Genomic DNA, 25,673 nt, shown 5'->3' with positions numbered 1-25,673 from the left:
GCAGGGCGGCGTGGCCTGATGCGAGAAGACTCACGTTACCGTTGAGTAACTTTCGGGTAGGCTGCACTGCATGACCGAGCGGAGCGAGGTCATCGACCGGCCCGGTCACAGGTGCGGCAGCGGCGTCCCGCCGGTCCCGCCGCCCTGAGCCGGTCACTCCGGTCGCCGAGCCGCTCGACAGGCAGCAGACCGGGAGGCCGACTCGATGGGCAGCGTCCAGATCGTCACCACGATCCTCGCCGCCGCCATCACCGCCGTGGCGGTGTGGCTCGCGGTACGTGCGGTGCGGAAGATGGTGGCCGTCATCCGGCTCGGGCAACCCGCGCCGGAGCGGTTCGCCGACAAGGGCGCCCGGGCGAAGACCATGCTGGTCGAGACGGCCGGCCACACCCGGATGCTCAGGTGGGGCGTGGTGGGCGCCGCGCACTGGTTCGTGATGGTCGGCTTCATCGTGCTGTCGCTGCTCGTGCTGGAGGCGTACTTCGAGGTCGTCTCGCCGACCGGTGGCCTGCCGCTGATCGGCGGCCTCGCCGTCTACGGCCTGGTCACCGAGGTGATCGCGGTGCTCGGCGTGGTCGGAATCCTGGTGCTGATCGCGATCCGGGTACGCAACCGGCCGACCCGTCCGGGTGGGCGCTCCCGGTTCACCGGCTCGACCATGTGGCAGGGCTACTTCGTCGAGGCGGTCGTCCTCGCCGTGCTGGTCATGGGCTTCGTGATCCGGGGCTTCAAGGTCGCCACCGACCACTTCGAGTACCCGCTCTGGGCCACCCCGGTCAGCCACGCCGTCGGCGCGCTGCTGCCGGCCTGGCCGGCCGGCGTGAGCGTCGCCGCCCTCGTCAAGATCGTCATCTCGATGACCTGGCTGATCGTCATCGCGCTGAACGTGACGATGGGCGTCGCCTGGCACCGCTTCCTGGCCTTCTTCAACATCTTCTTCAAGCGCGAGCCGGCCCGGCCCGCCGGCTCCGGGCTCGGCCCGCTGCGACCGATGACGAGCCAGGGCAAGCCGCTCGACTTCGAGGAGGCCGACCCGGAGAAAGACCAGTTCGGCGTCGCGCAGGTCGAGCAGTTCTCCTGGAAGGGCCTGCTCGACTTCAGCACCTGCACCGAGTGCGGTCGCTGCCAGTCGCAGTGCCCGGCCTGGAACACCGGCAAGCCCCTGTCACCCAAGCTGCTCGTGCTCAGCCTCCGCGACCACGCGTACGCCAAGGCGCCCTACCTGCTGGCCGGTGGTGGCAAGGACCTCACCGGCGAGGAGAAGGCCACCCAGGCGCAGCTCGCACACCTCGACGTGCTCACCCTCGCCGAGGCGGACAAGCCGCTGATCGGCACCGCCGAGGAAGGCGGCGTGATCGACCCGGACGTGCTGTGGTCCTGCACCACCTGCGGAGCCTGCGTCGAGCAGTGCCCGGTCGACATCGAGCACGTCGACCACATCGTCGACATGCGCCGCTACCAGGTGCTGATCGAGTCGAGCTTCCCGTCCGAGGCCGGGGTCATGCTGCGCAACCTGGAGAACAAGGGCAACCCGTGGGGTGCCCCGCAGAACACCCGTGAGGACTGGACCAAGGGGCTGGACTTCGAGGTGCCCCGGGTCGGCGAGGTCGACGACTTCGAGTACCTGTTCTGGGTCGGCTGCGCCGGCGCGTTCGAGGACCGGGCCAAGAAGACCACCCGGGCGGTCGCCACCCTGCTCCACGAGGCGGGCGTGCAGTTCGCCATCCTCGGCGAGGGCGAGACCTGCACCGGTGACCCGGCCCGCCGGATCGGCAACGAGTTCGTCTTCCAGATGCTCGCCCAGCAGAACGTCGAGACCCTGAACGAGGCGTTCGAGGGCCGGGAACAGCCCCGCCGCAAGATCGTCGCCACCTGCCCGCACTGCTTCAACACCCTGGGCAACGAGTACGGCCAGCTCGGCGGCGACTACGAGGTGGTCCACCACACCCAGCTCCTGGCCCACCTGGTCAGCACCGGGAAGCTCACCCCGGTGCAGCCGGTCGACGGTGGGGTCACCTACCACGACCCCTGCTACCTGGGCCGGCACAACCGGGTCTTCGCTCCGCCGCGGGAGGTGCTCGGCAGCGCCATCAACGGCGGCGGCACCGCCGGGAGCGGCCTGATCGAGATGCCGCGCAACAGCGAGCGCTCCTTCTGCTGCGGTGCCGGCGGCGCCCGGATGTGGATGGAGGAGAAGATCGGCAAGCGGATCAACGTGGACCGGGTCGAGGAGGCCATGTCCACCGGGGCGCGGACCGTCGCCGTCGGCTGCCCGTTCTGCTCGACGATGCTCAACGACGGGGTCAACGGCAAGGGGGCCGGCGAGCAGGTCGAGGTCGTCGACGTGGCGAGCGTGCTGCTCCGCTCGGTCCGGCCGGACGCCTCCCCGGGTGCCAGGGAGACCGCGCCGACCGCCGGCTGAGACCGTGCCCCGCTGACCCGATCCCGGCCGGCACCGGCCCGGCCGGGATCCGGTTGCCGGCCCGACAGCGACCGTGGTGACCGTGCGCCACGCGCCGGTGACCGCCGGGCGCGGCCGTGGAACAATCATGCCCATCGACGGTGTGTTGCTCGGCACGCTGTTGCCCCTGGTCGGCTTCGTACTGCTGACCGCCGGCAACGCGTTCTTCGTCGCGGCCGAGTTCGCCCTGGTCACCGTCGACCGGTCGGAGATCGACAGGCGGGCGGAGTCCGGCGACGCCGCCGCCGTCACGGTTCGCCGTGCAGTGCGTGAACTCTCCTTCCAGCTCTCCGGGGCGCAGCTCGGCATCACCCTGACCGCGCTGCTCACCGGCTACCTGGCCGAGCCTGCGCTGTCCCGGCTCTTCACCCCGCTGCTGGCCCCGCTGGGCGGCGCGGACCGGTTCGGCCCGCTGCTCGCCCTGGCGTTGGCCACCCTGCTCTCGATGCTCTTCGGTGAACTGGTGCCGAAGAACCTGGCGCTGGCCCGACCGATGCCGGCGGCACTGGCCACCGCCGGGCCGATGCGGGCCTTCTCCCGGGCCTTCGGCTGGCTGATCAGAGGGCTGAACAACTCGGCGAACCGGCTGGTCCGCCAGCTCGGGGTGGAGCCTCAGGAGGAGTTGGCCAGCGCCCGCTCCCCGGAGGAGCTGGGCCTGCTCGCGGCCATCTCGGCCCGTGCCGGCGCGCTGCCGCCGGACACTGCCATGCTGCTGCGCCGCACCATCCGCTTCGGCGACAAGCGGGCCGCCGAGGCGATGACCCCCCGGGTGGACGTGATCGCGCTGCGGGCCACCGCCACCGTCGCCGAGCTGCTGGACCTGTCCCGCCGGACCGGCCGGACCCGCTTCCCCGTCTACGAGGAGACCCTCGACCTGGTCACCGGGGTCGCGGCCGTACCCGACGCGCTCGGTGTGCCGCTGGCCGCGCGGGCCGGCACCACAGTCGCCTCGGTCGCCCGCGAGCCGGTGTACGTCCCGGAGAGCCTGGACCTCGACGGCGTGCTGGCCGCGCTCAAGGCCGCCGGGGCCGACCTGGCCATCGTGGTCGACGAGTACGGCGGCACCGACGGGGTGGTGACCGTCGAGGACCTGGTCGAGGAGTTGGTCGGGGAGATCGCTGACGAGTTCGATCCGGCCACCGTGGACGAGGCCCACGACACCGGGCTGACCGTGCCGGGCGGGGAACGGACCGTCCTGGTCGACGGGGTGCTGCGGGAGGACGAACTGTTCGAGCAGACCGGCTTCCGGTTCCCCGACGGGCCGTACGAGACGCTGGCGGGCTTCCTGATGGCCAGGCTGGGGCACATCCCGCTGCCCGGTGAGACGACCCGGGCGGACGGTTACGAGTTCACCGTCGTCGAGGTGGAGCGGCACCGGATCGAGCAGGTCCGGGTGGTCCGCCCCGAGGAGCCGCACGACGATGACTGAGTTGTTGGTCGCGGTGGTGCTGCTGCTCGGCAACGCGTTCTTCGTGGGCAGCGAGTTCGCGTTGATCGCGTCCCGTCGTACGGTGGTGGAGCCGTTGGCCGCCACCTCCAAGCGGGCCCGGTGGGCGTTGTCGGCGATGAACCAGATCCCGCTGATGATCGCCGGGGCGCAGCTCGGCATCACGGTCTGCTCGCTCGGGCTGGGCGCGATCGCCGAGCCGGCCCTGGCCCATCTGCTGGAACCGGTCTTCCACGCGGTGCTGCTGCCGGCGGGCGCGGTGCATCCGGTCTCCTTCCTGATCGCCCTGGGCGTGGTGGTCTTCCTGCACACCGTGGTCGGCGAGATGGTGCCGAAGAACATCACGCTGGCCGGCCCGGAGCCGTCGGCGCTCTGGCTGGGGCCGGCGATGCTGGCGTTCTGCCTGGCCACCAAGCCGTTGCTGCTGGCGATGAAGTGGGCGGCCCGGCAGGTGCTGCGGCTGTGGGCGGTGGAGGCCACCGATGCGGTCAAGACGGTCTTCACCGCCGAGGAGTTGGCCGGTCTGGTGGCCCAGGCCCGCACCGAGGGGCTGCTCGACGCCGAGGAGCACGCCCGGATCACCGGGGCGTTGGCGTTGCACGACCGGACGGCGGCGGACGCGCTGCAACCCTGGTCCACGGTGACCACGGTGGCCGAGGACGTCTCACCGGCCTCGTTGGAGGTGCTGGCGACCAGCACCGGCCGTTCCCGGTTCCCGGTGGTGCAGCGTTCCTCCCGGCGGGTGTTGGGCTTCGTGCACGTCAAGGACGTCCTCGGGTACGCCGGGGCGTCCCGCCGGGCACCGGTGCCGGCCGAGGTCTACCGGCCGCTGGCGGTGGTGCCGCCGGACCGTACGCTTGCCGATCTGCTGCTGGCGATGCGGCGCGAGCGGCGGCACATGGTGCTGGTGAGCGACGGTCGTCGTCCCCTCGGTGTGGTCACCCTCGACGATGTATTGACTGCGATAGTTGGAAATTGAGCGAACACCCTTTGTGTGCAAGCGATTGCACTCATGTGATGGAGTGTCGACCCGCCTTGATTCCATCCCGCTACTGCCCCTAATGTTGCACCGGCCGCTGTGGGATGTCTGTCTCCTTCTTCCCCTTAGCGAGACACCCGGCGGTCGGTTGCAAAGGAGTCGACGCCGGTGGCAACCATGCCCCCTCACCGTCACGTCCAGGGCCAGTCGCCCGCCCGCCCGGCAGCCCTCGGGCGGGTCGCCCGCCGCCTGCTCACCGTGGTCGCGGCGGTCGCCGTCGGTGCCGGGATGCTCGTCGCGCCGGCGCATGCCGCGCCGACACCCGAGGAGATCGAGGCGGCCCTCGACAAGCAGTGGGAACAGCTCGAACCGACCATCGAGAGCTACAACAAGGTCCGGGCCCAGCTCAAGGTCAACCGCAAGAAGTCGGCCGAACTGCAGAAGAAGATCGAGCCGCTGGCCCTGCAGAGCGAGCTGGCCCTCGGCCGGGTCGGTGACCTCGCCTCCCGCTACTACAAGTCCGGCCCCTCGCAGGAGTTGAGCGCGCTGCTCACCACCAGCAAGCCGGGCACCCTCGCCGCGCAGCTGACCATTCTGGACCGCCTCGCCGCCGAGCAGCGCAAGGAGGTCGAGGCCGTGCTCGTGGTGCGTCGCAAGTACGACGCCGAGAAGCAGAAGCTCGACACCCTGATCGCCGCCGAGGTGCAGCAGGAGAAGGACCTCGCGACCAAGAAGACCAAGATCAACGCTGAGATCAAGCGGCTCCAGGCGTCTATGCCGAAGACCACGGTCAAGGTGAACGGCTGCCCGACGATCAACGGCGTGGTCAGCTCCGCCGCCCGTACCGCGATCCAGGTCGCCTGCCAGCAGGTCGGTGACCCGTACGTCTGGGGGGCCACCGGGCCGAACTCGTTCGACTGCTCCGGGCTCACCCAGTTCGCCTACAAGGCGGCCGGCATCTCGCTCACGCACTTCACCGGCGCCCAGTGGAACGAGGGCAAGGCCATCCCGCGCTCCGAGGCCCGCCCCGGCGACCTGGTCTTCTTCTTCAGCGACCTGCACCACGTCGGCCTCTACCTGGGCAACGACATGATGGTGCACGCCCCACGGACCGGTAAGCCGGTCCAGGTGACCAGCATCAACTACATGCCGGTGGCAGGCTTCCGCCGACCGGGCTGACCAGCGCAGACGCAACCCCCGGCCCCGACGGGCCGGGGGTTGCGTGCTTCCGGACGGAGAGTGTGCCGGCCCGGCGGGTTGCGGATCGATAACGACCGTCTCTACTCTGGTCAATCGTCGGTCGGCATCAGGTCCGCCCCACCCGGGGTGGCGTCGGCCGGCACCGCCGAGTCGCCTCCGGGCGAGCCGGGGACCCAGGTACGCCGGGGTGAATCCGCGACCACCGCGGTAGGGCGCTCCCTTCCCGCCCGAACCCGTCAGCTAACCCGGTAGGCGGTCGAGGAAGAAGGAGCCCCGAGCCCGGTGGCACACCATGCCCCGCGGCCACCGTCGCGCCGGTCGACCCAGGTCGTCCGGGAGACGGTCGCGCCGCGCCCACGCTGGTCCCGCTTCACCACGACTCTCACCGCCCTGACCGCTGCCCTGGTCGTGCTGACCGGTGGCGCCACGCCCGTCCACGCCGACCCCTCGGTCGCCGAGATCGAACGACAGATCGACCAGGACTGGAACAAGCTCGAACCCGTCATCGAGCAACACAACGCCACCCGCGCCGACCTCGCCGCCAAGCGCCGCCAGGCCGACGCGCTCGGCAAGCGGATCGCGCCGTTGCAGCGCCGGGTCGACCAGGCGATGAACCAGGTCAGCGGACTCGCCGTCCAGGCGTACAAGGGCGAGAACATGTCCACTGTCAACGCCCTGCTGGGCAGCCACGACCCGAGCCAGGTGGTCGAGCAGCTGGGGTTGCTGGACCGCTTCGCCAGCCGCCAGCAGCGCGAGGTGCGGGCCGTCGCCGAACTGCGCGACGAACTGGCCGCGACCAAGGCGCCGTTGGACGAGATGGTCGTCCAGCTGACCCGTACCGAAGCCCAGCTGGCGGCGAAGAAGAAGCAGATCAACACCGAGATCGACAGGTTGCAGAAGCTGCGCCTCACGGTCTACGGCAACGGCGGCGGCGGGCCGCTGCGCCCGGCCCCGTGCCCGGCCGGCTACCCCGGTGGCCCGGCCGGCACAGCAGTCAAGTTCGCCTGCGCCCAGATCGGCAAGCTGTACGTGTGGGGTGCGGCCGGCCCGAACAACTTCGACTGCTCCGGGCTCACCATGGCCGCCTGGTCGAAGGCCGGGGTGTCGCTGCCGCACAACGCCCGGCAGCAGCGCCAGGTGACCGACCGGGTGAGCCGGGCCGACCTGCGCCCCGGCGACCTGGTCTTCTACTACGCCGACCTGCACCACGTCGGGATGTATGTCGGGGACGGCTGGGTCGTGCACGCGTCGCAGTCAGGTCAGCCGATCAAGATGAAGCGGGTAGACGACGGACCGGTCCACAGCTACGGCCGCCCCGGCTGATCCCACTCGCGTCCGGGCCCCCGCCAGGGGCCCGGACGTGGCGTGCCCCCGGTCAGGGTGCGCTCAGCGGGTCGGCCAGGTGCGCCAGTTCTGCCAGGACCGGCTCTGGGTCGGCCCGCGCTGACCCTGGTAGCGCGACCCGTAGACCTCGGAGCCGTAGGGGTGCTCGGCCGGCGAGGAGAGTCGGAAGATGCAGAGCTGGCCGATCTTCATGCCCGGCCAGAGCGTGATCGGCAGGTTGGCCACGTTCGACAGCTCCAGCGTGACGTGGCCGGAGAAGCCCGGATCGATGAAACCGGCGGTCGAGTGGGTGAGCAGGCCCAGCCGACCCAGGCTCGACTTGCCCTCCAGCCGGCCGGCGAGCTGGTCGCCGAGCGAGATGACCTCGAGCGTGGAGGCGAGCACGAACTCACCCGGGTGCAGCACGAACGGCTCGCCCGCCGGCACCTCGACCATCGACGTCAGGTCGTCCTGTTGCACGGCCGGGTCGATGTGGGTGTAGAGGTGGTTGTTGAAGACCCGGAACAGCTTGTCGAGACGCACGTCGATGCTGGACGGCTGCACCAGACTCGGCTCGAACGGCGCCAGCGCCAGCGCGCCCGCCTTGATCTCGGAGACCAGGTCCCGGTCGGAGAGCAGCATCGGACCACCATATCGAGCGTCCCGGCCCGACCCGCCGGCCGGGCCGTCGACGCCCGCCCCGGCTGCCGAGGGGGTACGAGGGCGGGGCGGGCTCGTCGGGGCCGAGGCGCGGCGGTGGGGTGGGCTGGAGGTGTCCAGGGTGCTGCTCGCCCGGATCGTCGGGGCGGGACGAGATACTGGTCCGGCCGCTGTCGAACTGATGACGTAGACGATTCACCAAGGCTGCCGCGTACCGCGGCCTGAGGGCGAACTGGTGACCCAGCGTGGTCGCCCGTCTACCCCGGCCCGGGGATGGTCGCGTCGCCCGTGCCCTCGGCCCGGTGCGGTCCGGGCGGGACCGGCAGCCCGGCCAAAGAGGGGCCGTTCCACCTGCGTGTCGGACTGATTTTAGAACGCCTGTTCGATAGGGTTGCGGCATGGCATCCTGGTCCGCATTCGCCGCCGACGAGCCCCGACTCGCCGACGGGATCCGCCTTCTCCTCCAGCAGTACGGGCCGGGCTTCGGCTACCTGGCCACTGTCCGTGCCGACGGCGGCCCCCGGGTCCACCCGGTCTGCCCGCTGGTCACCGACGGCGGGCTCTTCTGCTTCGTCGTCGACTCGCCCAAGCGTCGTGACCTCGAACGCGACGGCCGCTACGCGCTCCACTCGTTCCCGTCGGAGGAGACCGACGACGAGGCGTACGTGACAGGCCGGGCCGAGCCGGTGACCGACCCGGCGCGGGTGGAGCTGGTGGCCGCGATCGGCCGGGCCGCACCCCGGGTCGACTGGCGGCTCTTCGAGTTCAGCGTGGACGTCGCCATGCTCACCCGCCGTGACCACGGTGGTCTGTCGAGCCCCGACGGAAAGCCCTCCACCGTGCAGGTCTGGCTGGATCCTGCGGCGGGTCGGCCCGCCGTCACGGGCGTACCCGACCAGCGGCCGTCCCGCCACGGACGGCACGGGTTCGACACCCGCCGTACCGCTGCCTGAGCCTGCAAACGACGGTGCCGGCCCCGTCCGGGAAAGGACGGAGCCGGCACCGTCGTGTCGTGTGTACCGGGTGCCGGTCAGGCGGCTGCCCGGTAGGCGGTCCAGGCGTTCACCATGCGGCTGGCCTGGCCGGCCGTGAACTGGTACATGCACGAGTCGTAGGTGTAGTCCATGAAGTTGGTGATCGGGTCCTTGCCGGTCGCGGTGCAGGTGTCCCGGCCGGTCGGGCACTCGAAGGCCGGCTCGCGCTCGGCCGGGGTGTCCGACACGCTGTCGCCCGAGCCGGAGCAGCCACCCTGGAAGGTGTGGTAGAGGTTCAGCCAGTGGCCGACCTCGTGGGTGCCGGTGTCACCCTGGTTGTAGTTGGTGGCCGCACCGTTCGGCAGCGACTCGCCGAGCACCACGACGCCGTCCATCACGTCCAGGGTGCGCTTGGGGAAGGTCGCCCAGCCGAGCAGGTCGTCGCTCAGCTCGCCCAGGTAGATGTTGAGGGTGTTCTTGCCGCCGGTGCGCAGGTTGGTCTTCATCTGCCGCTCGGCCGTGGAGCCCTGCACGATCGGGTACCAGGAGGCGTTGGTGACCCGGTTGATCTTCTGGAGCTGGAACGTGAAGCCGGTGGCCACCCCGCCGGTGGCACCGCCGTACGCCTGGTTGAGCACGTTGATCTGCGCGTTGATCAGCGAGTCGGGGATGTTGCCGCCGGCCCGGGTGCTGTCCCGCTGGATCACGTGCACGACCACCGGAACGGAGATCGGGGCCAGCGCGACCGTCCTGCCCTCGGTGGAGCCGGTGCGGATGCTGGACTTCGACCGCAGCGTGCTGGTACGCAGGGCCGCGGTGAAGTCCGCCTCCCGCGTCTGGACCTGCTCGGCGGTCAGCTCGTTCGGGTCGTGCCGCTTGTGGGCGGCCTTCTTGCCACCACCGCGGACACGCGCGTCGGAGTGGACGTCCGCGTGGACGTCGGTCGGCTCTGCGCAGGAGGCGCTGCCGGGAGCTGCGGAGTACGCGGAAGCCGCAGGTACGACGCCCACCGCAGCGGTGCTCAACAGCAGCGCGAAGGTCGTCGATGCGACACCGGCGGCACGCCGGGTCAGCAGGTTGGGACGCAGTCCCATGGGCCCACCTCTTTCTGGCGGTGTGACAGGGGGTATGTCGCACCGAGGTCGTGAACGTGGGGGTGACGTTACAACTGATCGACACGTTTGAGAACGTCCCTAAGTTGCTTCTGTGAAACATCTGACCGTTTCGTTCGTGCAGGTGGTGGCGATGCGATGACACTCCGTCGCCGGAGACGCGCGGGGGTGCCAGGGTGCGCGGGTCCGGTCACTTCAGGTACAGTGATGCCGCTCGCGGGTGTAGTTCAATGGCAGAACATCAGCTTCCCAAGCTGACAGTGCGGGTTCGATTCCCGTCACCCGCTCCACCACGAAGGCCCTGATCAGGACCCGAATCCTGGGCAGGGCCTTCGATGTTCCGAGGTCAACCAGGGCGCATCGAGGCATTGGTGTGCCAGTACGGACCGGCGAGCGGGGCGGGTGACGCCCCCTGGTCGGCAGGGCCGGTAGTCATCTTCGCCTGCTGGCCTTGTGTCCGGCGTAGCGGCGTGGGCGCGAGGTTGATGGGCCCCATCGACGAGATCTACAACCCTGGTGCACACCGGTCCAGGCAGGAGATCCAGGTACAGGACGAACGCGTGGAGGCCCTGTCGTCGGCCGACGACCAGCTTCGGCGTGATTGACGCGGGGAACCTCCACCTACCCGACGGAAGGCGCCGCTACCTACCAACGGGAAACCGCCGCGCGGGATCGACCGGCCGCGGGGCAGCCCCTGCGACGTACGCTGGTGATCATGCGGATTGGCATCGTGATCCTTCCCGACCAGCGCTGGTCGGAGTCGCGTCGGCGCTGGCAGCAGGTGGACGAGTGGGGCTTCGACCACGCCTGGACGTACGACCATCTGGGCTGGCGGGACCTGGTCGACGGTCCCTGGTTCGACTCGATGGCGACGCTGACCGCCGCCGCCACGGTGACCGACCGGATTCGGCTCGGCACCCTGGTCGCCTCGCCCAACTTCCGGCATCCGGCGGCGTTCGCCAGGCAGGTCACCACCCTCGACGACGTCTCCGACGGGCGGCTGCTGCTGGGCCTCGGCGCGGGTGGGATCGGCTTCGACTCCGCCGTGCTGGGCGGGGAGACCCTGCCGCCCCGGCCGAGGGTGGACCGGTTCGGCGAGTTCACCGAGCTGCTGGACCTGATCCTGCGTGAGGACGGCACGACCTGGCGGGGCGACTGGTTCAGCGCCGTCGACGCCCGTAACAATCCCGGCTGCGTGCAGCGGCCCCGGGTGCCGTTCGTGGTGGCCGCCAACGGGCCCCGGTCGATGCGGCTGGTCTCCCGGTTCGGTCAGGGCTGGGTCACCACCGGCACCGGTGAGGAGGAGCTGACGGCCTGGTGGGACGGGGTGTCGACGCTCTGCGCCCGGATGGACCGTACCCTCGACGAGGCCGGTCGTGACCCGGCCACCCTGCCCCGCTACCTCTCCCTGGACGCGGCGCCGGTCTTCTCGCTGAGCAGCGCGGACTTCTTCGCCGAGCAGGTGGCGCGGGCGGCGGCGCTCGGGTTCACCGACGTGATCACCCACTGGCCCCGGGCCAGCAGCTGGTACGCCGGTGACGAGGCGGTGCTGGCGGACGTCGCCACCCGGTTGCTGCCGGAGCTGCGCACCCCCTGACCGACCGGCACCCGCCGTCAGGTGGGCAGGTCGTCGGTGGTGAGCAGGCCGCGTACGCCCAGTTCGGTGGCGACCGGGGTGGGCAGGTCGACGACCACGGCGGCGACGCCGATCCAGCGGGCGCCCCGGGCGACGCAGAGGTCCCGCACGGCCCGCACCTGGGCGCCGGTGGCCACCCAGTCGTCCACCATGAGCACCCGGTCGCCCGCGCCGAGCCGGTCGTCGCGTACCGCCAGGTCGACCCGCCGGCCCCGGAAGTCGGGCGGGCTCCGCGCCCAGGTCAGCGGGGCGGCGGGGAGCCTTCCGTCGCCGGGTTTGTGGGCCGGGACGAAGCCGACCCCGAGGGCGGTCGCGGCGAGCGGCCCGAGCATCAGCCCGGTCACCGCGGGGGCGACGACGACCGTCGGGCGGGCGGCGCGGAACGGCGTGACCAGCGCCGGACCGAGCCCGGCGAGCACGTCGGGGGCCCGCCACCAGCCGGAGGTGTCGCTGACCAGGTGGCTGCTGCCCGGCCCCGGATCGACCCAGTTGAACAGCTCGACCAGACGCTTGCACAGCTCGGTGGTCATGCCCTCATCCTCGGTGCTGAATGCCAACGGTGGCATTCTGGCCCGTGCGGTCCAGCGGACCTCGGCCGATCGGTCAGACGTATCACTGCAATTCGCACCATAACACCATGATCACGTTGACTTCGGAAGTGCTTCTCTCGTTACCGTCCGAGCCGTTATGAAGGCATACGAAAGGACCGAGCCGGTGGTTGGCAGGCATTCCCGTACCCGGATCTTCTCCTCGCCCGCCGGCATCGCCGCCACCGCCGCGGTCGGCGTCGCGCTCGCCGTCGGGGGCACCGTCGGCGCGGTCCAGCTGACCGCCGACGACGCGCCGGCCCCGGTGGTCGTGGACACGGTCACGCCCAGTGCCGCCGTCACCACCGACGCGCCGACCCCGACCCCGAGCCTGAGCCCGAGTCCCACCGCTTCCCCGAGCGCGAGCCCGTCGCCGACCGTCACCGCCAGTCCGAGGGCGACCCGGACCCAGGCGGCGTCCCGGAACAAGCCGCGTACGGCCGCCCCCAAGCCCTCCGCCACCACCAAGAAGGCCGCAGCTCCGAAGAGCAACGTCGTCGACAGTGGTTCCTGCGGTGCGTCCTTCTATGACGAGGGCCAGTTGACCGCGAACGGGGAGAGCTTCAACCCGAACGCGTTGACCGCCGCGCACAAGACCCTGCCGTTCGACACCCGGGTCCGGGTCACCAACCCGGCCAACGGCAAGTCCGTCACCGTACGGATCAACGACCGTGGTCCGTACATCGACGGGCGTTGCATCGACCTGTCCCGGGCCGCCTTCGCCGCGATCGCCTCGGTCGACCTGGGTGAGCTGACCGTCAGGTACGAGGTGCTCGGCTGACGGCGAACGGCGGCACGGGCCGTCCGGCCGGGCAGAACATCCTCAATCGTGGGGCTAGGTTCATTCTCCGGTCCGGTTCCATCAGGCATGCTGTCCCACGTACGTAAACATGCCTTCCAGTCGGGCCGCGGCCCGCTGAGCCCCGGGTCCCGCGCCGGCGTCGGCGCGGCCGTCGGGCTGCTCGCGGTCGTCTCGGCGATCGAGGCGGCCGACGGCTGGGCGGTCCACTACGTGGCGCTGATGACGGTGGCGCCGATCCTGGCCGCCGGGTTCGCCTCGTGGCGGGCGGTGACCGCTGTGGGCTTCCTCGCCCTGGTGGTCGGGTCCGGTTTCGCGCTCACCGACTCGGAGATGGCGCTGACCACGGCGGTCGCCCTGGTCGGGATCGCCTTCGCCACGGTGGTGGCGGCCGGGGTGGCGGCGGTCCGGCAGGGGCAGGCCGAGCGGATCGGCGAGTTGTCCAAGTTGGCCTCGGTGGCCCAGCAGGCAGTGCTGCGTCCGCTCGGCCCGCAGGTCGGCACCCTGGCGGTGGCCGCCCGGTACATCTCTCCCACGGCCACCGCCGAGATCGGTGGCGACCTGTACGAGGCGATCGACACCCCGTACGGCGTCCGCATGATCATCGGGGACGTGCGGGGCAAGGGGCTGGACGCGGTCCGGCTCGCCAGCATCGTGCTCGGCTCCTACCGGCACGTCGCCTACGAGCGGCCCGACCTGCGGGCGGTGGTGGCCGACCTGGACCGGGCGGTGGCCCGCAACGTGGGTGACGAGGACTTCGTCACCGCGGCCGTGGTCGAGGAGCGCGGCGGAACGCTTACCATCGTCAACTGCGGCCATCCGGCACCGCTGCTGCTGCGCCGGGGCGCGGTGATCCCGTTGGAGCCGCCCGCCCCGGCACCCCCGCTGGGGTTCATGCCGGTGGTCCGGCCCCGGGTCGAGCGGTTGGAGCCGGGGGACCGGCTGCTGCTCTTCACCGACGGGCTCGGCGAGGCACGGCGGGACGGCGAGTTCTTCCCGACCGCCGACCGTGCCTGGCGGCTGCTCGGTCACGGCACCGTCGGCGATGGCCTGGCCTCGCTGGAGACCGCCCTGGTCGAGTGGGTGCACGGTCGGCTCGACGACGACATCGCGCTGGTCCTGATGGAGTACACCGGCCCGCGCAGCGGGGTGACGGTGGCGGTGCCCTCGTGGGAGGTCGGTGCGGCGGAGGGCTGAAGCACAGGTGCGTGATCCCCGTCACTCCGATGAATGGGTTGTCGCTACCTACCCGTGAGTAATACAGTGGGAGTTACTGATCGGTAACACCTGTCCGGAAGCGGGGCCAGCGAACATGACCCACTACAAGAGCAACCTTCGGGATCTTGAGTTCAACCTGTTCGAGGTCTTCGGGGCGGACCGGGCGTTCGGCCAGGAGCCGTACACGGACCTGGACGTCGACACCGCCCGCAGCTTCCTCTCCGAGGTCGACCGCCTGGCCCGCGAGGACCTCGCGGCCAGCTACCTGGACAGCGACCGCAATCCCCCGGTCTTCGACCCGGCGACGCACACCGCGCCGCTGCCGGAGTCGTTCAAGAGGTCGTACCAGGCGTTCATGGACTCCGAGTTCTGGCGGCTGGACCTCCCCGAGGACCTGGGCGGCACCAACGCCCCGCGCGCCCTCTGGTGGTCGCTCGCCGAACTGGTCCTCGGCGCCAACGCGCCGGTCTGGATGTACTCCTCCGGCCCCTCCTTCGCCCACGTGCTGCACGTCGAGGGCACCGAGGACCAGAAGAAGTGGGCCAAGCTCTTCATCGACAAGCAGTGGGGCTCCACGATGGTGCTCACCGAGCCGGATGCCGGCTCGGACGTCGGCGCCGGCCGCACCCGCGCGGTCCAGCAGCCGGACGGCTCCTGGCACATCGAGGGCGTGAAGCGCTTCATCACCTCCGGTGAGCACGACCTGAGCGACAACATCGTGCACTACGTGCTGGCCCGACCGGTCGGCGTCGAGGGGGTCGGTGGTCCGGGCACCAAGGGGCTGTCCCTCTTCGTCGTGCCGAAGTTCCACTTCGACGCCGAGACCGGTGAGCTGGGCGAGCGCAACGGCGTCTACGCCACCAACGTCGAGCACAAGATGGGCATCAAGGTCTCCAACACCTGCGAGCTGACCTTCGGCGAGCACGGCGTACCGGCCAAGGGCTGGCTGCTGGGCGGGAAGCACGACGGCATCCGGCAGATGTTCATGATCATCGAGTACGCCCGGATGATGGTCGGCACGAAGGCGATCGCCACCCTCTCCACCGGCTACCTCAACGCCCTGGACTACGCGAAGAACCGGGTGCAGGGCGCCGACCTGATCCAGCAGGCCGACAAGACCGCGCCCCGGGTCACCATCACCCACCACCCGGACGTCCGTCGTTCGCTGCTGATGCAGAAGTCGTACGCCGAGGGGCTGCGGGCGCTGGTCTGCTACACCGCCACCTGGCAGGACAGGATCGCGATCACCGGGGCGGCCGGCGACGAACCGGCCACCAAGCTGGCCAAGCGGGTCAACGACCTGCTCCTGCCGCTGGTCAAGGGCGTCGGGTCGGAGCGGGCGTACGAACTGCTCGGTCACGAGGCGCTCCAGACGTACGGTGGCTCCGGCTTCCTCCAGGACTACCCGCTGGAGCAGTACGTCCGGGACGCCAAGATCGACACCCTGTACGAGGGCACCACCGCGATCCAGAGCCTCGACCTGATCTTCCGGAAGATCGTCCGGGACAACGGCAAGGCCCTGACCACCGTCGCCGGTGAGATCCAGGAGTTCATCAGCACCGAGGCCGGTAACGGGCAGCTCAAGGAGGAGCGGCAGGCGCTCGGCCGGGCGCTCGCCGAGATCCAGCACATCCTCGGCGTGCTGACCGGCTGGCTCGGCGAGGCCCAGGCCGGTGACGCCCGCAGCCTCTACAAGGTCGGCCTGAGCAGCCGTCGTTTCCTGCTCGCCCTCGGCGACCTGGTCGTCGGCTGGCTGCTCCAGAAGCAGGCCGACGTGGCGCTGAAGGCGCTGGCCGGCGAGGTGTCCCCTGCCGACCGGGCGTTCTACACCGGCAAGGTGGCCGCCGCCCGGTTCTTCGCCCGCGAGGTGCTGCCCCGCATCGGCGCCGACCGGCGGATCATCGAGGGCGCCGACCTGGACATCATGGACCTCCCGGAGGAGGCGTTCTGATCCGCAGCCCGAGGGTGTGACCCGCAATGGGGCCGATACCGCGCTGTCCGATCGTCCGGATGCCGCGGTATCGGCCCCGTTGAGTTGATCACCCTGCGCTTGATGCCACGGTATCGGCCCCACAGCGTTGTTCATGTGCGCTGATGCCGAGGCGTCCGCCCCGTTGAGCTGGTCGTGGCTGTCCGGTGGCCGGCCGCCGCGCGCCGCTGGGATGGCCTCCCACTGCCGCCGAGCCGATGGCCGACGACCGGCGGGTCGTGGCGGCGTAGGCCGGCGCGGGAGGCCGGACGGAGCGGGATTCGCCGGGTCCGATCCGGTAGGCGGGCCGCTGGGCGGGTAACCCGCGCGGACCACGGGCACGCCCAACGGCCATCGCACGGGGGAGTGCAGCGCACATGGGTATTGGTAGCGGCATCTTTCTCATCGCGCTCGGCGCGATCATGACGTTCGCCATCCGGGCCAACGTCTGGTGGATCGACCTGCGCGCGGTCGGCTGGGTGTTCATCCTGGCCGGGCTGGCCGTGCTGCTCACCACGCTGTGGTTCTGGCAGGACCGGCGCAAGCGCGCGCGCACGCTCATCGTGGAGGAGAACCGGCTCTCCCACCCGACCGCGATGATGCCCCCGCCGCCCGACCCGCCGCCGCCCACCGCACCCCCGTCCTGACCGGCTCGCTGGCCGCCGGGGTCAGCCGCGTGCGGTGTGCCGGTCGACGATCGGGGTGCCGCCGGGGGCCAGTTCCGCCCACGGCACCGCCGCCCGGTGCACCACGAGATCGGTGGTACGCAGCCCCTCCCGGTCGGCCCGTTCCGGGTCGAGGAGCGCCGAGAGCAGCGAGATGCCCGGATTGTGGGCGACGAGCAGCACCGTGCGGGCCTCCGGTTCGACCGTCCGTACCAGGTCGAGCAGGTCGTCCGGGTGCGCCTCGTACGCGGCGGCGGCGTACCGCACCACCGGAGCCGTCCCCGCCGGGCCACCCTCCGGCGCGGACCCGGTCAGACCCAGCGCCACGTCGTGCCAGGTCTGCCTGGTCCGGCGGGCCGCCGAACAGACCACCACGTCGGGGAGCAGGGCCTGCCGGGCCAGCCAGGCACCGGCGGCAGCGGCGTCGGCGTGCCCTCGTGCGGTCAGCCGCCGCTCGACGTCGGGGCCGGTCCCGGGTTGTTCGGCCTTGGCGTGTCGCAGCAGCACCAGTGTCCGTGTCTCGGCCCCACCGTCCGTCATTCCCACAGCTTGCCTGATTGGCGCGCGTGTCGCCTGGGTATGTCGATGGGGCCACTCGCCCATCGATGCCCTCGATGGCCGTGGCGGGTGGGTAACGCCAGCTGACAGCCAAGGAGGCTACGTCATGGGCATCGGTGCCAGCATCTTCCTCATCGCGGTGGGTGCGATCTTCGCGTTCGCCGTCGACGCCGATCTGGGATGGCTCAACCTCGACGTGGTCGGCTGGGTGCTGATGCTCGCCGGTCTCGTCGGGCTGCTGACCACCCTCTACTTCTGGAACAGCCGCCGCCGCGCCGTGGTCACCACCGGAGTGCGTCAGGACCAGGTCGTCGCCGACCGGGTCGTGCCGGTGCAGGGCGACCGGGTGGTGCGTGAGGAGTACCGCGAGTCGCGCGGCCCGGGTTACCCGGTCTGACCGCGACCCAGGAACTCGGGGGCCCCGCAACGGCGCGGGGCCCCCGAACCTCTCCTGCCGGGGGCCGCGCCGGGATTCAGGAGAAGACGGCGAAGTAGATCGCGATGTGGTGGCAGAGGGCGGCGACCAGGGTGCAGGCGTGGAAGAACTCGTGGTGGCCGAAGACGGTGGGCCACGGGTTCGGTCGACGCAGCGCGTAGCAGACCGCGCCGATGCTGTAGATCGCTCCACCGGCGGCGAGCAGCACCAGCACGGTGACCCCGCCCCGGTGCAGGATCTGCGGGAGGATCGCCACCGACACCCAGCCGAGGGCCAGGTAGAGCGGGGCGGAGACCCAGCGCGGGGCGTGCGGCCAGATCAGCTTGACGGCCACGCCGGCCAGCGCCCCGCCCCAGACCAGGCCGAGCATCAGGGCGGCCGTCCGCCTGTCGAGCAGGAGCACACAGAGCGGGGTGTACGAGCCGGCGATGAACACGAAGATCATCGAGTGGTCCATCCGGCGCATGATCTGGTAGCCGCGCTCCGACCACACCCGGCGGTGGTAGAGGGCGCTGGTGCCGAAGAGACCGCACACGGTCACGCTGTAGATCAGGCAGCTCACCAGGGGGGCCCAGCCGGGGCGGGTGGCCGCGACGGCGCAGAGCACGATGCCGCAGACGAGCGCCACGAAGAACGCGTAGGTGTGCAGCCAGCCGCGCATCCGGGGCTTACCGATGTCGACCGGCTTGAGTCGAAGCGGTGCGGAGGTGGTCACGCAATCAGGTTACGGCACCGTAGGTTACTTTCAGGTAGTGCGACCCGTCACCACACCTGTCGAGTCCATCGCCCCTGGACGGCGCATCGATCGGGGAGTATGGCGGGATGCGGATGCGACCCGTGGGCCGGCACGCCCTGCTGCTGGACTGTGACGACCCCGGCCAGGTGGAGCAGTGGCGGGCCGAGCTGTGGCGTCGCCGGGAGGTCGGTGAGCTGAGCGCCGCCGAGATCGTCCCGGCCGCCGGCACCGTCCTGCTCGACGGGGTGCCCGACCCGGAGTCGACGGCCGCCCGGATCACCGGCTGGACCCCCGAGCCGGTCACCACCACGGCCACCGTCGCCACCGTCGACGTCCCCACCGTGTACGACGGGGAAGACCTCCCCCTGGTCGCCGACCACTGGCGGCTGACCGTGCCCCAGGTGGTGCAGCGCCTGGAAAGCACCGAGTTCCGGGTGGCGTTCTGCGGCTTCGCCCCCGGTTTCGGCTATCTGACCGGTCTGCCCCCGCAGTACGCGGTGCCCCGGCTGCCCACCCCGCGCCCCCGGGTGCCGGCCGGCTCGGTGGCCCTGGCCGGGCCGTACGCGGGGATCTACCCGACCGCCTCGCCGGGCGGTTGGCTGCTGGTGGGGCGGACCACGCTGACCCTCTTCGACGTGGCCGCCGACCCGCCGGCAACCCTCACCCCCGGCACCCGGGTCCGGCTGGTGACCGGGTGACCGGGGAGGGGACCGGGACCCGCCGGGCGGGGCAGCCACCTGGGCCGACCGGTGGGGTGATCGAGGTGCGGCGGGCGGGACCGCTTACCACGGTGCAGGATCTGGGGCGGTCCGGATGGGCGCACCTCGGCGTACCCCGGTCGGGGGCGCTCGATCCGGCGGCGCTGGCGCTGGCCAACCGGCTGGTCGGCAATCCGGCGGACGCCGCCGGATTGGAGCTGACCCTCGGTGGGTGTGAGCTGCGGCTGAACCGGGCCGGCACGGTGACGGTGACCGGGGCCGACGTCGACCTACGGGTGGACCACCGCCCCGGTGACGTGGGTCGGCCGCTGGCGGTGCCGGCGGGGGCGGTGCTGCGGATCGGGCCGCCCCGGCACGGGTTGCGCAACTGGCTCGCGGTCGACGGCGGGATCGCCGTCGCGCCGGTGCTCGGCAGCCGGTCCACCGACACCCTCTCCGGCCTCGGTCCGCCTCCGGTACGCGACGGCGACCTGCTCCCGCTCGGCCCGTCGGCCGGTCCACCCGCGCCGGTGGACTTCACCGTCGCCCGGCCGGTGCCGGACGAGCTGTGGCTGACCCTGCGCCCCGGCCCGCGCGCCGACTGGTTCACCGACGACGCGCTGACGTTGCTGCGCGGCACGGCGTACACGGTGAGTCCGGTGAGTGACCGGGTCGGTGCGCGACTGGTCGGCGCGGCGCTGCCCCGTGCGGTGGCCGGTGAGCTGCCCAGTGAGGGCGTGGTGCTCGGCGCGGTGCAGGTGCCTGCCGACGGCCAACCGTTGATCTTCCTGGCCGACCACCCGACCACCGGCGGCTACCCGGTGATCGGGGTGGTGGACGACGTGACCGGGCTCGCGCAGGCCCGACCGGGGACTACGGTGAGGTTCCATGGACCTCAACGCTGACCTCGGCGAGGGATTCGGCATCTGGCGGCTCGGCGACGACGAGGCGCTGCTCGACCTGGTCACCTCCGCCAACGTGGCCTGCGGCTTCCACGGCGGCGACCCGTCGACCATGCGGCGGGTCTGCGCCGCCGCCGTCGAACGCGGCGTCGCGGTCGGCGCGCAGGTCGGCTACCGCGACCTGGCCGGCTTCGGCCGCCGGCACATCGCGTACGGCTTCGACGAGCTACGCGACGACGTCACCTACCAGCTCGGAGCGCTCGACGCGTTCTGCCGGCCGTCCCGCACCCGGGTCCGCTACCTTAAACCGCACGGCGCGCTCTACCACGCGGCGGCCACCGACGAGGTGCAGGCCGCCGCCCTGGTCGCGGCGGTCAGCGGGTACGACCACGAGCTGCCGATCCTGTGCGCCCCCGGCTCCACCCTCGCCCAGCTCGCCGTCGGCGCGGGACTGCGGGTGGTCGCCGAGGGCTTCGCCGACCGGGGTTACCTGCCCAACGGCGCGCTGGTGCCGCGTACCGCACCGGGCGCGCTGGTCACCGACCCGGAGGAGGTGGCCGTCCGGGCGGTGCGGATGGCCACCGAGCGGACGGTGGTGGCGGTCGACGGGACCGTGGTGCCGTGCCCGGTCAGCTCGATCTGCCTGCACGGGGACAGCCCCGGCGCGGTCGCCTCGGCCGCCCTGGTGCGGGCCGCGCTGATCGACGCCGGGGTCACCCCCATCCCGTTCGCCTGACCGCTGCCGGCCGCTGCCTGCGCGGGTGACCGGGCCTCAGGTGTCCAGGCCGCGCAGCACCAGCGGCACGCGGGTCGCGCCGTGGTCGACGACCCGCACCGGGACGCCCCAGTCCTGCCGGGTCAGGTGGCAGGCGGCGTGTTCGACGTCGGCGTCGCAGGTGGCGGCCTGGGCGGTCACCTGGAGCACCCCCTGGGGTACGGCCGGGTCGACCACCAGTCGACGGGACAGTTCGGTGCCGGTGCCGGCCCCCTCGACCAGCAGCTCCGGCGGCGAGGCCGAGACGACCAGCCGGGTCGACGGTCCGTACGTCTCGTCCAGCTTCTGCCCCGGGGCCGGCGTGAAGATCACGTCGAGGGTCAGCTCACCGGCGGCGACCTCGGTGGGCCGGCGTTCCAGCCGGTGCCGGGGACCGTCCACCGTGTCCGCCCCGGCGGCGGTCAACGCGCCCGGGGCGAGCCGGGTCAACCGGTGCGCGGCCGACTCCACCACCAGCACCCCGCCGTCGGCGGTGAGCACCAGGTCGCTCGGCTCGGCCAGCCCGTCGGCCACCGTGGCGACCTGGCCGGTCGCCGGGTCGAAGCGGCGGACCGCGCCGTTGTAGGTGTCGGCGATCAGCACCGAACCGTCGGGCAGCGCGCACACCCCCAGCGGATGCTGGAGCAACGCCCGGTCGGCCGGCCCGTCCACGTGCCCGAAGTCGAACAGCCCCTGCCCGACGGCGGTGCCGAGGACGCCGTCCTGCACGAAACGGATCGCGCTGGTCTCGCTGTCGGCCACCCAGAGCCGCGCGCCGTCGGCCGAGACGGACAGGCCGGACGGCTGGGCCAGCCACGCCTCGGGCAGCGGGCCGTCGCGCAGGGCCTCGACGGTGGTGCCCGCGTACATGCCGGTGGTCCGCTTGATCGGGTCGAACCACCAGAGCTGGTGGATGCCGGCCATCGCCACGATGACCTTGTCGTCGTACCAGGCCAGGTCCCAGGGGGAGGAGAGGTCGACGGAGAGCGCGTCGTGGGCGTGGTCGTCGACAGTGGAGCGCCACTGCTTGCCGGTGCCGGCGACAGTGGTCACCTCGCCGGTGTCCAGGCGTACGCCGCGCAGCAGGTGGTTGACGGTGTCGGCGACCAGCAGGTCGTAGCCGGCCACCTCGGCGACGTGCGGGGGCAGCAGGCAGAGCCCCTGCGGCTCGGCGAAGCCCGCCGAGGCGGCCGGCCCGTCGACCCGACCCCGCTCACCGGAGCCGATCCGCCGGATCAGCGTCTCGCCGTCGGGGGCCAGCTCGACCAGGCTGTGCCGGGCCGAGTCGGAGACCAGCAGGCTTCCGCCGTCGCGCAGCACGGCCTTGCCGGGGAAGCGCAGCGTCGTCTCCGCATGTGTCGGCGGCACGTACGGGCCGTCGCCCCGGTGCAGGGTGCCCTTGGCCTGGTGGGTGGCGATCAGGTCGTCGACCAGCCGGATCAGCCCCTCGGCGTGTCCCTCGCCGGCCATCGTGGCGACCACGTACCCCTCCGGGTCGACCACCGCCAGGGTGGGCCACGCCTTCGCCGCGTACTGCTGCCACATGTCCAGCTCGGGGTCGTCGAGCACCGGGTGGTGCACGCCGTACCGCTCGACGGCGGCTGCCAACGCATCCGGGTCCTTCTCGTGCTCGAACTTCGGCGAGTGCACCCCGACGACGACCAGCACGTCGGCGTACTTCTCCTCAAGCGGGCGCAACTCGTCGATGACGTGCAGGCAGTTGATGCAGCAGAAGGTCCAGAAGTCGAGCAGGGTGATCTTCCCCCGCAGGTCGGCGAGCCTCAGCTCCCGCCCACCCGTGTTGAGCCACTGCCTGCCCCGCAGTTCGGGGGCCCGTACGCGCGGTGTCGTTCCCATGCCTGTCAGCCTGCCACGTCGCTCGTGGCCGGGCCGCGCATCGTGACCCGGACGACGGTCGCCGTCGTCAGTGGGTCAGGTCGACGGTGACGGTGACCCGGCCCCGGTCGTCCCGGCGGGCCACCGCGTGCCCGGCCCGGTCGACCCCATCGAGGTTCACAGAGATCGGGCCGCCCGCGCCCAGGAAGTTCCGCCACCACTGCTTGGCGTCGGGCATCGCGACCTGGATGACCACCGCATCGCCGGCCCGTCGGTACGCGACCGGCGTGCTGAACGTCCGCCCGGAACGGCGACCGGTGTAGGTAACCACGGCCAGGTGCCGCCGGAGGAACCGCCCCCAGCGTGGCGACGACCGCAGCGCCATGACCCGGGCGTTGAACGTCCGCGCGAACCCCGAGGGGAACGATCCTCGATGACCCATCCGGGCCCTCCGTCGTCGATAGGAAAGCTCTACGCCGACCGTAACACCGACCGGTCCCCGGGAACGTGAGCGAGAGCCGCGACTACCGGCGACATGGGGCCGGGGAGTGATACCGGCGTACATCGGTATGCCTGTCAGTCATATTTATGCCTGTCAGGCATACCGCTCTCCGGACACGGTGTGGGCCGCCGCCGCGCTGCGAGGGGCGAGGTGTGGGTCGCCGCCGCGCCCGCCAGGGACATGGTGTGGGTCGCCGCCGCCGTGCGGGAGGGGCAGCGGTCACGACGGAGCCGCGCGGGAGGGGTCCGACCCTGCCCGCGCGGCCTCAACAGCTGGTCAGCAGGGGCCGACCATCGTCTTCACGTCGTAGGCGGTGTCGACCCAGGTGTCGGCCACGTAGCCGGTCACGCCCGTCGCCGGGTTGGTGATCCGGTCCCAGGTGGACGACGGCCAGTAGCCGCCGCTGACGTACTCGCCGAAGGTGTAGCAGGAGATGTTCACCGTGGCGCCGTAGTTGACGGAGCCGGCGACGCCGTAGGTGGTGCCCGGCCCGGTACGGATGTTGAGTGACGGGTTGGCCAGGATCGTGCCGGTCACGCCGGCCGGCGGATCGCCGCCGCCGAGGCGGGCCACGGCGGCCTGCGCGGCGGACAGGTAACCGGCGTACGCGCCGTTCTTGTACGTCGACCAGGGCTGCCAGTTGCTGCCGCCGCTGGAGATGCTGTACGCGGCGTTGGCGTTGCACTGGGCGTTGTAGGCGCAGGTGTCGGTGACGGTGGGGTGGTAGCAGTTGTTGATCTGCCACAGCCCGCGGTCCCGGGAGCCGCTGGGGCAGCCGGCGGTGGGGCCGTTGGTGCCGACCGCCGACGGGTTGCAGGAGGACTCGGCCATCGCCACCGCCACGGCGGTTACCAGCGGGTTGTTCCGGAACCCGGCGGCGTACCCGACCTGCGCACACAGGTCGATGCCGGTGGCGGCCAGGCTGACCCGGCCAGCCTTCGCGCCGGTGGCCGGACCGCCGACGCTGGCGGGCTGAGCCTGGTCACCCGGCCGGGTAGCGGTCTTGGCCTGGTCGGCGGGGCGGGGGGCCGGCGCAGCCTGCTCGGTGGGGCGCTGCGCCGAGGCGGAGCGGGCGGCGGTGGAGGGTGCGGCGGTGGCGGGGGTGGGCACGGTGCTGACGCCGACGACGGCGACCAGTGCCAGGCCGAGGGCCAGTCGCACCCGGCGACCGTGCCGGAGTGCGGGGAGCGGAAGGGGGAGACGCATCGTGATCCTCTCGGCGGACGACCGGGGGGAGTCGGGCCGGGTGGGGGCGTCAGCGCCCGGTCCACTCCGGGTCGGCGTAGGACCAGCCGAGGTACGGCGCACCGGGCCAGCTCTGCGTGACGCGGCGGACGGTGGCCGCCGAGGTGATGTAGTTGCCGTTGCCCTCGGAGAGCATCACGTGGCCGTAGTACCCGTTGATCGACGCTGCGGCGTAGAAGACCAGTGCGCCGGCCGGCGGGGTGCCCGTGGTGCGGATCAGGCCGCGCGCGCTCAGCGAGTTGTAGTGCACGATGGCGGACGCGTAGCCGCTGGCGGCCCGGCCGTAGGCGTGCCCGACGAAGTTGTCGCACCAGCCGTCCCACTGGTGGTTGGAGTCGCCCAGGTCCCCGTTGGTGTACGCCTGGCCGATGACCGACCGCGCCCAGGCCAGCGCGCGGTCTTCCCGGGTGCCGGTGGGCGGCGGGGTGGTGGAGCACTCCGGCTCACCGGGCAGGTACTGGTTGAACCCCGGCGTGTTGGTGTAGAAGTCGCTGATCCAGCCGCTGGCCGGGTAGCTGATCTTGTGCCAGACGGAGTTGCCGGAGATGTTGCGCCCGCGTACCGCGCACTCGGCGACGAACCCGGTGCCGTCGCCGAGCAGCGCCACCGAGCCGGCGTTCGCGTCGTACGGGCTGGTGCGCACCGTCAGGCCGGCGCCGCCCGTACCGGCCACGCTGTAGCCGCTGATGCCGGCGAACGACGGCGAGGCCGTGCCCACCAGGACCAACGCGGTGACGGCGAAGGCGGCGAGGACCCGGCCGACGAGCCTCGACCGTCCTCGATGGGGCGTCGCACCCGGGGCGTTCGTACCGTTCGGCTGGTACACGCGGTTCTCCTGTCGAGAGTTCGGCACCGCCCCGGGATCGGGGCGGTGTAGCCGCCGGATGGTGACTCGTACGGTCCGATATCCCCGGGGCGAACGTCGATTTCGAACCGTTCGGATGCGTGTCGGACCCGACACAACCCGTGAGATCAT

Annotated in this window: 24 protein-coding genes, 1 tRNA gene and 1 riboswitch; of the genes, 16 read left to right on the top strand and 9 right to left on the bottom strand. The window is 71.5% G+C overall.

Annotation, left to right across the window (positions count from 1 at the left end; genetic code table 11):
• The first annotated feature begins 205 nt into the window (after window positions 1–205).
• The 5 genes from AC0AIB_RS12350 to AC0AIB_RS12330 all read left to right on the top strand — a co-directional run bounded on the left by AC0AIB_RS12350 (window position 206) and on the right by AC0AIB_RS12330 (window position 7,410).
• Window positions 206–2,422 carry a (Fe-S)-binding protein gene (locus AC0AIB_RS12350; RefSeq protein ID WP_465096691.1) on the top strand — a complete coding sequence of 739 codons (2,217 nt, stop codon included), beginning with the start codon at window positions 206–208 and terminating at the stop codon, window positions 2,420–2,422.
• A 127-nt stretch (window positions 2,423–2,549) separates the two neighbouring features.
• Window positions 2,550–3,890 (top strand): hemolysin family protein, encoded by a 1,341-nt coding sequence (locus AC0AIB_RS12345; RefSeq protein WP_328341568.1) that lies wholly within the window; start codon window positions 2,550–2,552, stop codon window positions 3,888–3,890.
• Window positions 3,883–4,887: a hemolysin family protein gene (locus tag AC0AIB_RS12340; protein ID WP_328341566.1), complete on the top strand. Its 1,005-nt coding sequence runs from the start codon at window positions 3,883–3,885 to the stop codon at window positions 4,885–4,887. Before AC0AIB_RS12345 ends, AC0AIB_RS12340 begins: the two co-directional genes overlap by 8 nt.
• A 177-nt stretch (window positions 4,888–5,064) precedes the next feature.
• Window positions 5,065–6,066, top strand: a complete 1,002-nt coding sequence (locus tag AC0AIB_RS12335) for a C40 family peptidase (RefSeq protein WP_328341564.1) — start codon at window positions 5,065–5,067, stop codon at window positions 6,064–6,066.
• 154 nt (window positions 6,067–6,220) lie between these two features.
• A riboswitch (cyclic di-AMP (ydaO/yuaA leader) is annotated at window positions 6,221–6,357 on the top strand.
• 12 nt (window positions 6,358–6,369) lie between these two features.
• Window positions 6,370–7,410, top strand: coding sequence for a C40 family peptidase (locus tag AC0AIB_RS12330; protein WP_328341562.1), 1,041 nt, complete (start codon window positions 6,370–6,372; stop codon window positions 7,408–7,410).
• Between the two features lie 63 nt (window positions 7,411–7,473).
• Here the strand turns inward: AC0AIB_RS12330 and dcd are convergent, their stop codons facing one another.
• Complete coding sequence (gene dcd / locus AC0AIB_RS12325) at window positions 7,474–8,052, bottom strand: dCTP deaminase (RefSeq protein WP_328341560.1); 579 nt, start codon at window positions 8,050–8,052, stop codon at window positions 7,474–7,476.
• Window positions 8,053–8,468: 416 nt separating this feature from the next.
• Here dcd and AC0AIB_RS12320 point away from each other — a divergent pair, with 416 nt between their 5' ends.
• Window positions 8,469–9,023, top strand: coding sequence for a pyridoxamine 5'-phosphate oxidase family protein (locus AC0AIB_RS12320; protein ID WP_328341558.1), 555 nt, complete (start codon window positions 8,469–8,471; stop codon window positions 9,021–9,023).
• Between the two features lie 77 nt (window positions 9,024–9,100).
• Here AC0AIB_RS12320 and AC0AIB_RS12315 read toward each other — a convergent pair whose 3' ends face one another.
• On the bottom strand, window positions 9,101–10,138 hold the full coding sequence (locus AC0AIB_RS12315) for a zinc metalloprotease (protein WP_465096690.1): 1,038 nt from the start codon (window positions 10,136–10,138) through the stop codon (window positions 9,101–9,103).
• A 234-nt stretch (window positions 10,139–10,372) separates the two neighbouring features.
• Here AC0AIB_RS12315 and AC0AIB_RS12310 point away from each other — a divergent pair.
• Together AC0AIB_RS12310 and AC0AIB_RS12305 are read left to right on the top strand one after the other, a co-directional pair.
• Window positions 10,373–10,446 (top strand) — tRNA-Gly (locus AC0AIB_RS12310).
• Window positions 10,447–10,871: 425 nt separating this feature from the next.
• Window positions 10,872–11,753, top strand: coding sequence for an LLM class flavin-dependent oxidoreductase (locus tag AC0AIB_RS12305; protein WP_328341554.1), 882 nt, complete (start codon window positions 10,872–10,874; stop codon window positions 11,751–11,753).
• 17 nt (window positions 11,754–11,770) lie between these two features.
• Here the strand turns inward: AC0AIB_RS12305 and AC0AIB_RS12300 are convergent, their stop codons facing one another.
• The gene (locus tag AC0AIB_RS12300; protein WP_328341552.1) at window positions 11,771–12,322 is read right to left on the bottom strand and encodes a phosphoribosyltransferase; all 552 of its coding nucleotides are present in this window, start codon (window positions 12,320–12,322) and stop codon (window positions 11,771–11,773) included.
• Between the two features lie 184 nt (window positions 12,323–12,506).
• Between AC0AIB_RS12300 and AC0AIB_RS12295 the strand changes: the two genes are divergently transcribed.
• The 4 genes from AC0AIB_RS12295 (at window position 12,507) to AC0AIB_RS12280 (ending at window position 17,012) form a co-directional block, all read left to right on the top strand.
• Window positions 12,507–13,160 (top strand): septal ring lytic transglycosylase RlpA family protein, encoded by a 654-nt coding sequence (locus tag AC0AIB_RS12295; RefSeq protein ID WP_328341550.1) that lies wholly within the window; start codon window positions 12,507–12,509, stop codon window positions 13,158–13,160.
• Between the two features lie 87 nt (window positions 13,161–13,247).
• The gene (locus tag AC0AIB_RS12290; protein WP_328341548.1) at window positions 13,248–14,375 is read left to right on the top strand and encodes a PP2C family protein-serine/threonine phosphatase; all 1,128 of its coding nucleotides are present in this window, start codon (window positions 13,248–13,250) and stop codon (window positions 14,373–14,375) included.
• Between the two features lie 115 nt (window positions 14,376–14,490).
• Window positions 14,491–16,347: an acyl-CoA dehydrogenase gene (locus tag AC0AIB_RS12285; protein ID WP_465096689.1), complete on the top strand. Its 1,857-nt coding sequence runs from the start codon at window positions 14,491–14,493 to the stop codon at window positions 16,345–16,347.
• Between the two features lie 395 nt (window positions 16,348–16,742).
• On the top strand, window positions 16,743–17,012 hold the full coding sequence (locus tag AC0AIB_RS12280; protein WP_067300694.1) for a DUF6458 family protein: 270 nt from the start codon (window positions 16,743–16,745) through the stop codon (window positions 17,010–17,012).
• 21 nt (window positions 17,013–17,033) lie between these two features.
• Here the strand turns inward: AC0AIB_RS12280 and AC0AIB_RS12275 are convergent, their stop codons facing one another.
• Complete coding sequence (locus AC0AIB_RS12275; RefSeq protein ID WP_328341543.1) at window positions 17,034–17,570, bottom strand: SixA phosphatase family protein; 537 nt, start codon at window positions 17,568–17,570, stop codon at window positions 17,034–17,036.
• A gap of 124 nt (window positions 17,571–17,694) precedes the next feature.
• On the opposite strand from AC0AIB_RS12275, the gene AC0AIB_RS12270 reads away from it, so the two are divergent.
• The gene (locus tag AC0AIB_RS12270) at window positions 17,695–17,985 is read left to right on the top strand and encodes a DUF6458 family protein (RefSeq protein WP_328341541.1); all 291 of its coding nucleotides are present in this window, start codon (window positions 17,695–17,697) and stop codon (window positions 17,983–17,985) included.
• 76 nt (window positions 17,986–18,061) lie between these two features.
• Here AC0AIB_RS12270 and trhA read toward each other — a convergent pair whose 3' ends face one another.
• Window positions 18,062–18,739, bottom strand: coding sequence for a PAQR family membrane homeostasis protein TrhA (gene trhA, locus AC0AIB_RS12265; protein ID WP_328341539.1), 678 nt, complete (start codon window positions 18,737–18,739; stop codon window positions 18,062–18,064).
• Window positions 18,740–18,846: 107 nt separating this feature from the next.
• Between trhA and AC0AIB_RS12260 the strand changes: the two genes are divergently transcribed.
• From AC0AIB_RS12260 to AC0AIB_RS12250, 3 genes are read left to right on the top strand one after another with little or no spacing between them, the layout of a single operon-like run.
• Window positions 18,847–19,458: a 5-oxoprolinase subunit B family protein gene (locus AC0AIB_RS12260; protein ID WP_465096688.1), complete on the top strand. Its 612-nt coding sequence runs from the start codon at window positions 18,847–18,849 to the stop codon at window positions 19,456–19,458.
• Window positions 19,455–20,363, top strand: a complete 909-nt coding sequence (locus AC0AIB_RS12255) for a 5-oxoprolinase subunit C family protein (protein ID WP_465096687.1) — start codon at window positions 19,455–19,457, stop codon at window positions 20,361–20,363. The genes AC0AIB_RS12260 and AC0AIB_RS12255 overlap by 4 nt, the downstream gene beginning before the upstream one ends.
• Window positions 20,347–21,096, top strand: a complete 750-nt coding sequence (locus tag AC0AIB_RS12250) for a LamB/YcsF family protein (RefSeq protein WP_328341533.1) — start codon at window positions 20,347–20,349, stop codon at window positions 21,094–21,096. The genes AC0AIB_RS12255 and AC0AIB_RS12250 overlap by 17 nt, the downstream gene beginning before the upstream one ends.
• 36 nt (window positions 21,097–21,132) lie before the next feature.
• Here AC0AIB_RS12250 and AC0AIB_RS12245 read toward each other — a convergent pair whose 3' ends face one another.
• From AC0AIB_RS12245 to AC0AIB_RS12230, 4 genes are all read right to left on the bottom strand, one after another.
• Window positions 21,133–22,971, bottom strand: a complete 1,839-nt coding sequence (locus tag AC0AIB_RS12245) for an NHL domain-containing thioredoxin family protein (RefSeq protein ID WP_465096686.1) — start codon at window positions 22,969–22,971, stop codon at window positions 21,133–21,135.
• Window positions 22,972–23,038: 67 nt separating this feature from the next.
• On the bottom strand, window positions 23,039–23,392 hold the full coding sequence (locus tag AC0AIB_RS12240) for a nitroreductase/quinone reductase family protein (protein ID WP_328341530.1): 354 nt from the start codon (window positions 23,390–23,392) through the stop codon (window positions 23,039–23,041).
• 336 nt (window positions 23,393–23,728) lie between these two features.
• Complete coding sequence (locus AC0AIB_RS12235) at window positions 23,729–24,613, bottom strand: transglycosylase SLT domain-containing protein (protein WP_465096685.1); 885 nt, start codon at window positions 24,611–24,613, stop codon at window positions 23,729–23,731.
• Between the two features lie 94 nt (window positions 24,614–24,707).
• Complete coding sequence (locus tag AC0AIB_RS12230; protein WP_328341526.1) at window positions 24,708–25,523, bottom strand: hypothetical protein; 816 nt, start codon at window positions 25,521–25,523, stop codon at window positions 24,708–24,710.
• Between the last annotated feature and the right edge of the window lie 150 nt (window positions 25,524–25,673).

This window comes from Micromonospora sp. DSM 43699, from assembly GCF_055517075.1.
Note: the sequence above shows the minus strand (reverse complement) of the source record. Positions and strands in the feature narration are given on the sequence as shown.

What these genes read in the sequence shown, in the direction of transcription:
- AC0AIB_RS12280 (WP_067300694.1), top strand. Translation starts at nt 16,743, where the DNA reads ATGGGTATTGGTAGCGGCATCTTTCTCATCGCGCTCGGCGCGATCATG.
- AC0AIB_RS12245 (WP_465096686.1), bottom strand. Translation starts at nt 22,971, where the DNA reads ATGGGAACGACACCGCGCGTACGGGCCCCCGAACTGCGGGGCAGGCAG.
- AC0AIB_RS12305 (WP_328341554.1), top strand. Translation starts at nt 10,872, where the DNA reads ATGCGGATTGGCATCGTGATCCTTCCCGACCAGCGCTGGTCGGAGTCG.
- AC0AIB_RS12315 (WP_465096690.1), bottom strand. Translation starts at nt 10,138, where the DNA reads ATGGGACTGCGTCCCAACCTGCTGACCCGGCGTGCCGCCGGTGTCGCA.
- AC0AIB_RS12270 (WP_328341541.1), top strand. Translation starts at nt 17,695, where the DNA reads ATGGGCATCGGTGCCAGCATCTTCCTCATCGCGGTGGGTGCGATCTTC.
- AC0AIB_RS12250 (WP_328341533.1), top strand. Translation starts at nt 20,347, where the DNA reads ATGGACCTCAACGCTGACCTCGGCGAGGGATTCGGCATCTGGCGGCTC.
- AC0AIB_RS12285 (WP_465096689.1), top strand. Translation starts at nt 14,491, where the DNA reads ATGACCCACTACAAGAGCAACCTTCGGGATCTTGAGTTCAACCTGTTC.
- AC0AIB_RS12345 (WP_328341568.1), top strand. Translation starts at nt 2,550, where the DNA reads ATGCCCATCGACGGTGTGTTGCTCGGCACGCTGTTGCCCCTGGTCGGC.
- AC0AIB_RS12275 (WP_328341543.1), bottom strand. Translation starts at nt 17,570, where the DNA reads ATGACGGACGGTGGGGCCGAGACACGGACACTGGTGCTGCTGCGACAC.
- dcd (WP_328341560.1), bottom strand. Translation starts at nt 8,052, where the DNA reads ATGCTGCTCTCCGACCGGGACCTGGTCTCCGAGATCAAGGCGGGCGCG.
- AC0AIB_RS12350 (WP_465096691.1), top strand. Translation starts at nt 206, where the DNA reads ATGGGCAGCGTCCAGATCGTCACCACGATCCTCGCCGCCGCCATCACC.
- AC0AIB_RS12260 (WP_465096688.1), top strand. Translation starts at nt 18,847, where the DNA reads ATGCGGATGCGACCCGTGGGCCGGCACGCCCTGCTGCTGGACTGTGAC.
- AC0AIB_RS12290 (WP_328341548.1), top strand. Translation starts at nt 13,248, where the DNA reads ATGCTGTCCCACGTACGTAAACATGCCTTCCAGTCGGGCCGCGGCCCG.
- AC0AIB_RS12240 (WP_328341530.1), bottom strand. Translation starts at nt 23,392, where the DNA reads ATGGGTCATCGAGGATCGTTCCCCTCGGGGTTCGCGCGGACGTTCAAC.
- AC0AIB_RS12340 (WP_328341566.1), top strand. Translation starts at nt 3,883, where the DNA reads ATGACTGAGTTGTTGGTCGCGGTGGTGCTGCTGCTCGGCAACGCGTTC.
- AC0AIB_RS12320 (WP_328341558.1), top strand. Translation starts at nt 8,469, where the DNA reads ATGGCATCCTGGTCCGCATTCGCCGCCGACGAGCCCCGACTCGCCGAC.
- AC0AIB_RS12335 (WP_328341564.1), top strand. Translation starts at nt 5,065, where the DNA reads ATGCCCCCTCACCGTCACGTCCAGGGCCAGTCGCCCGCCCGCCCGGCA.
- AC0AIB_RS12300 (WP_328341552.1), bottom strand. Translation starts at nt 12,322, where the DNA reads ATGACCACCGAGCTGTGCAAGCGTCTGGTCGAGCTGTTCAACTGGGTC.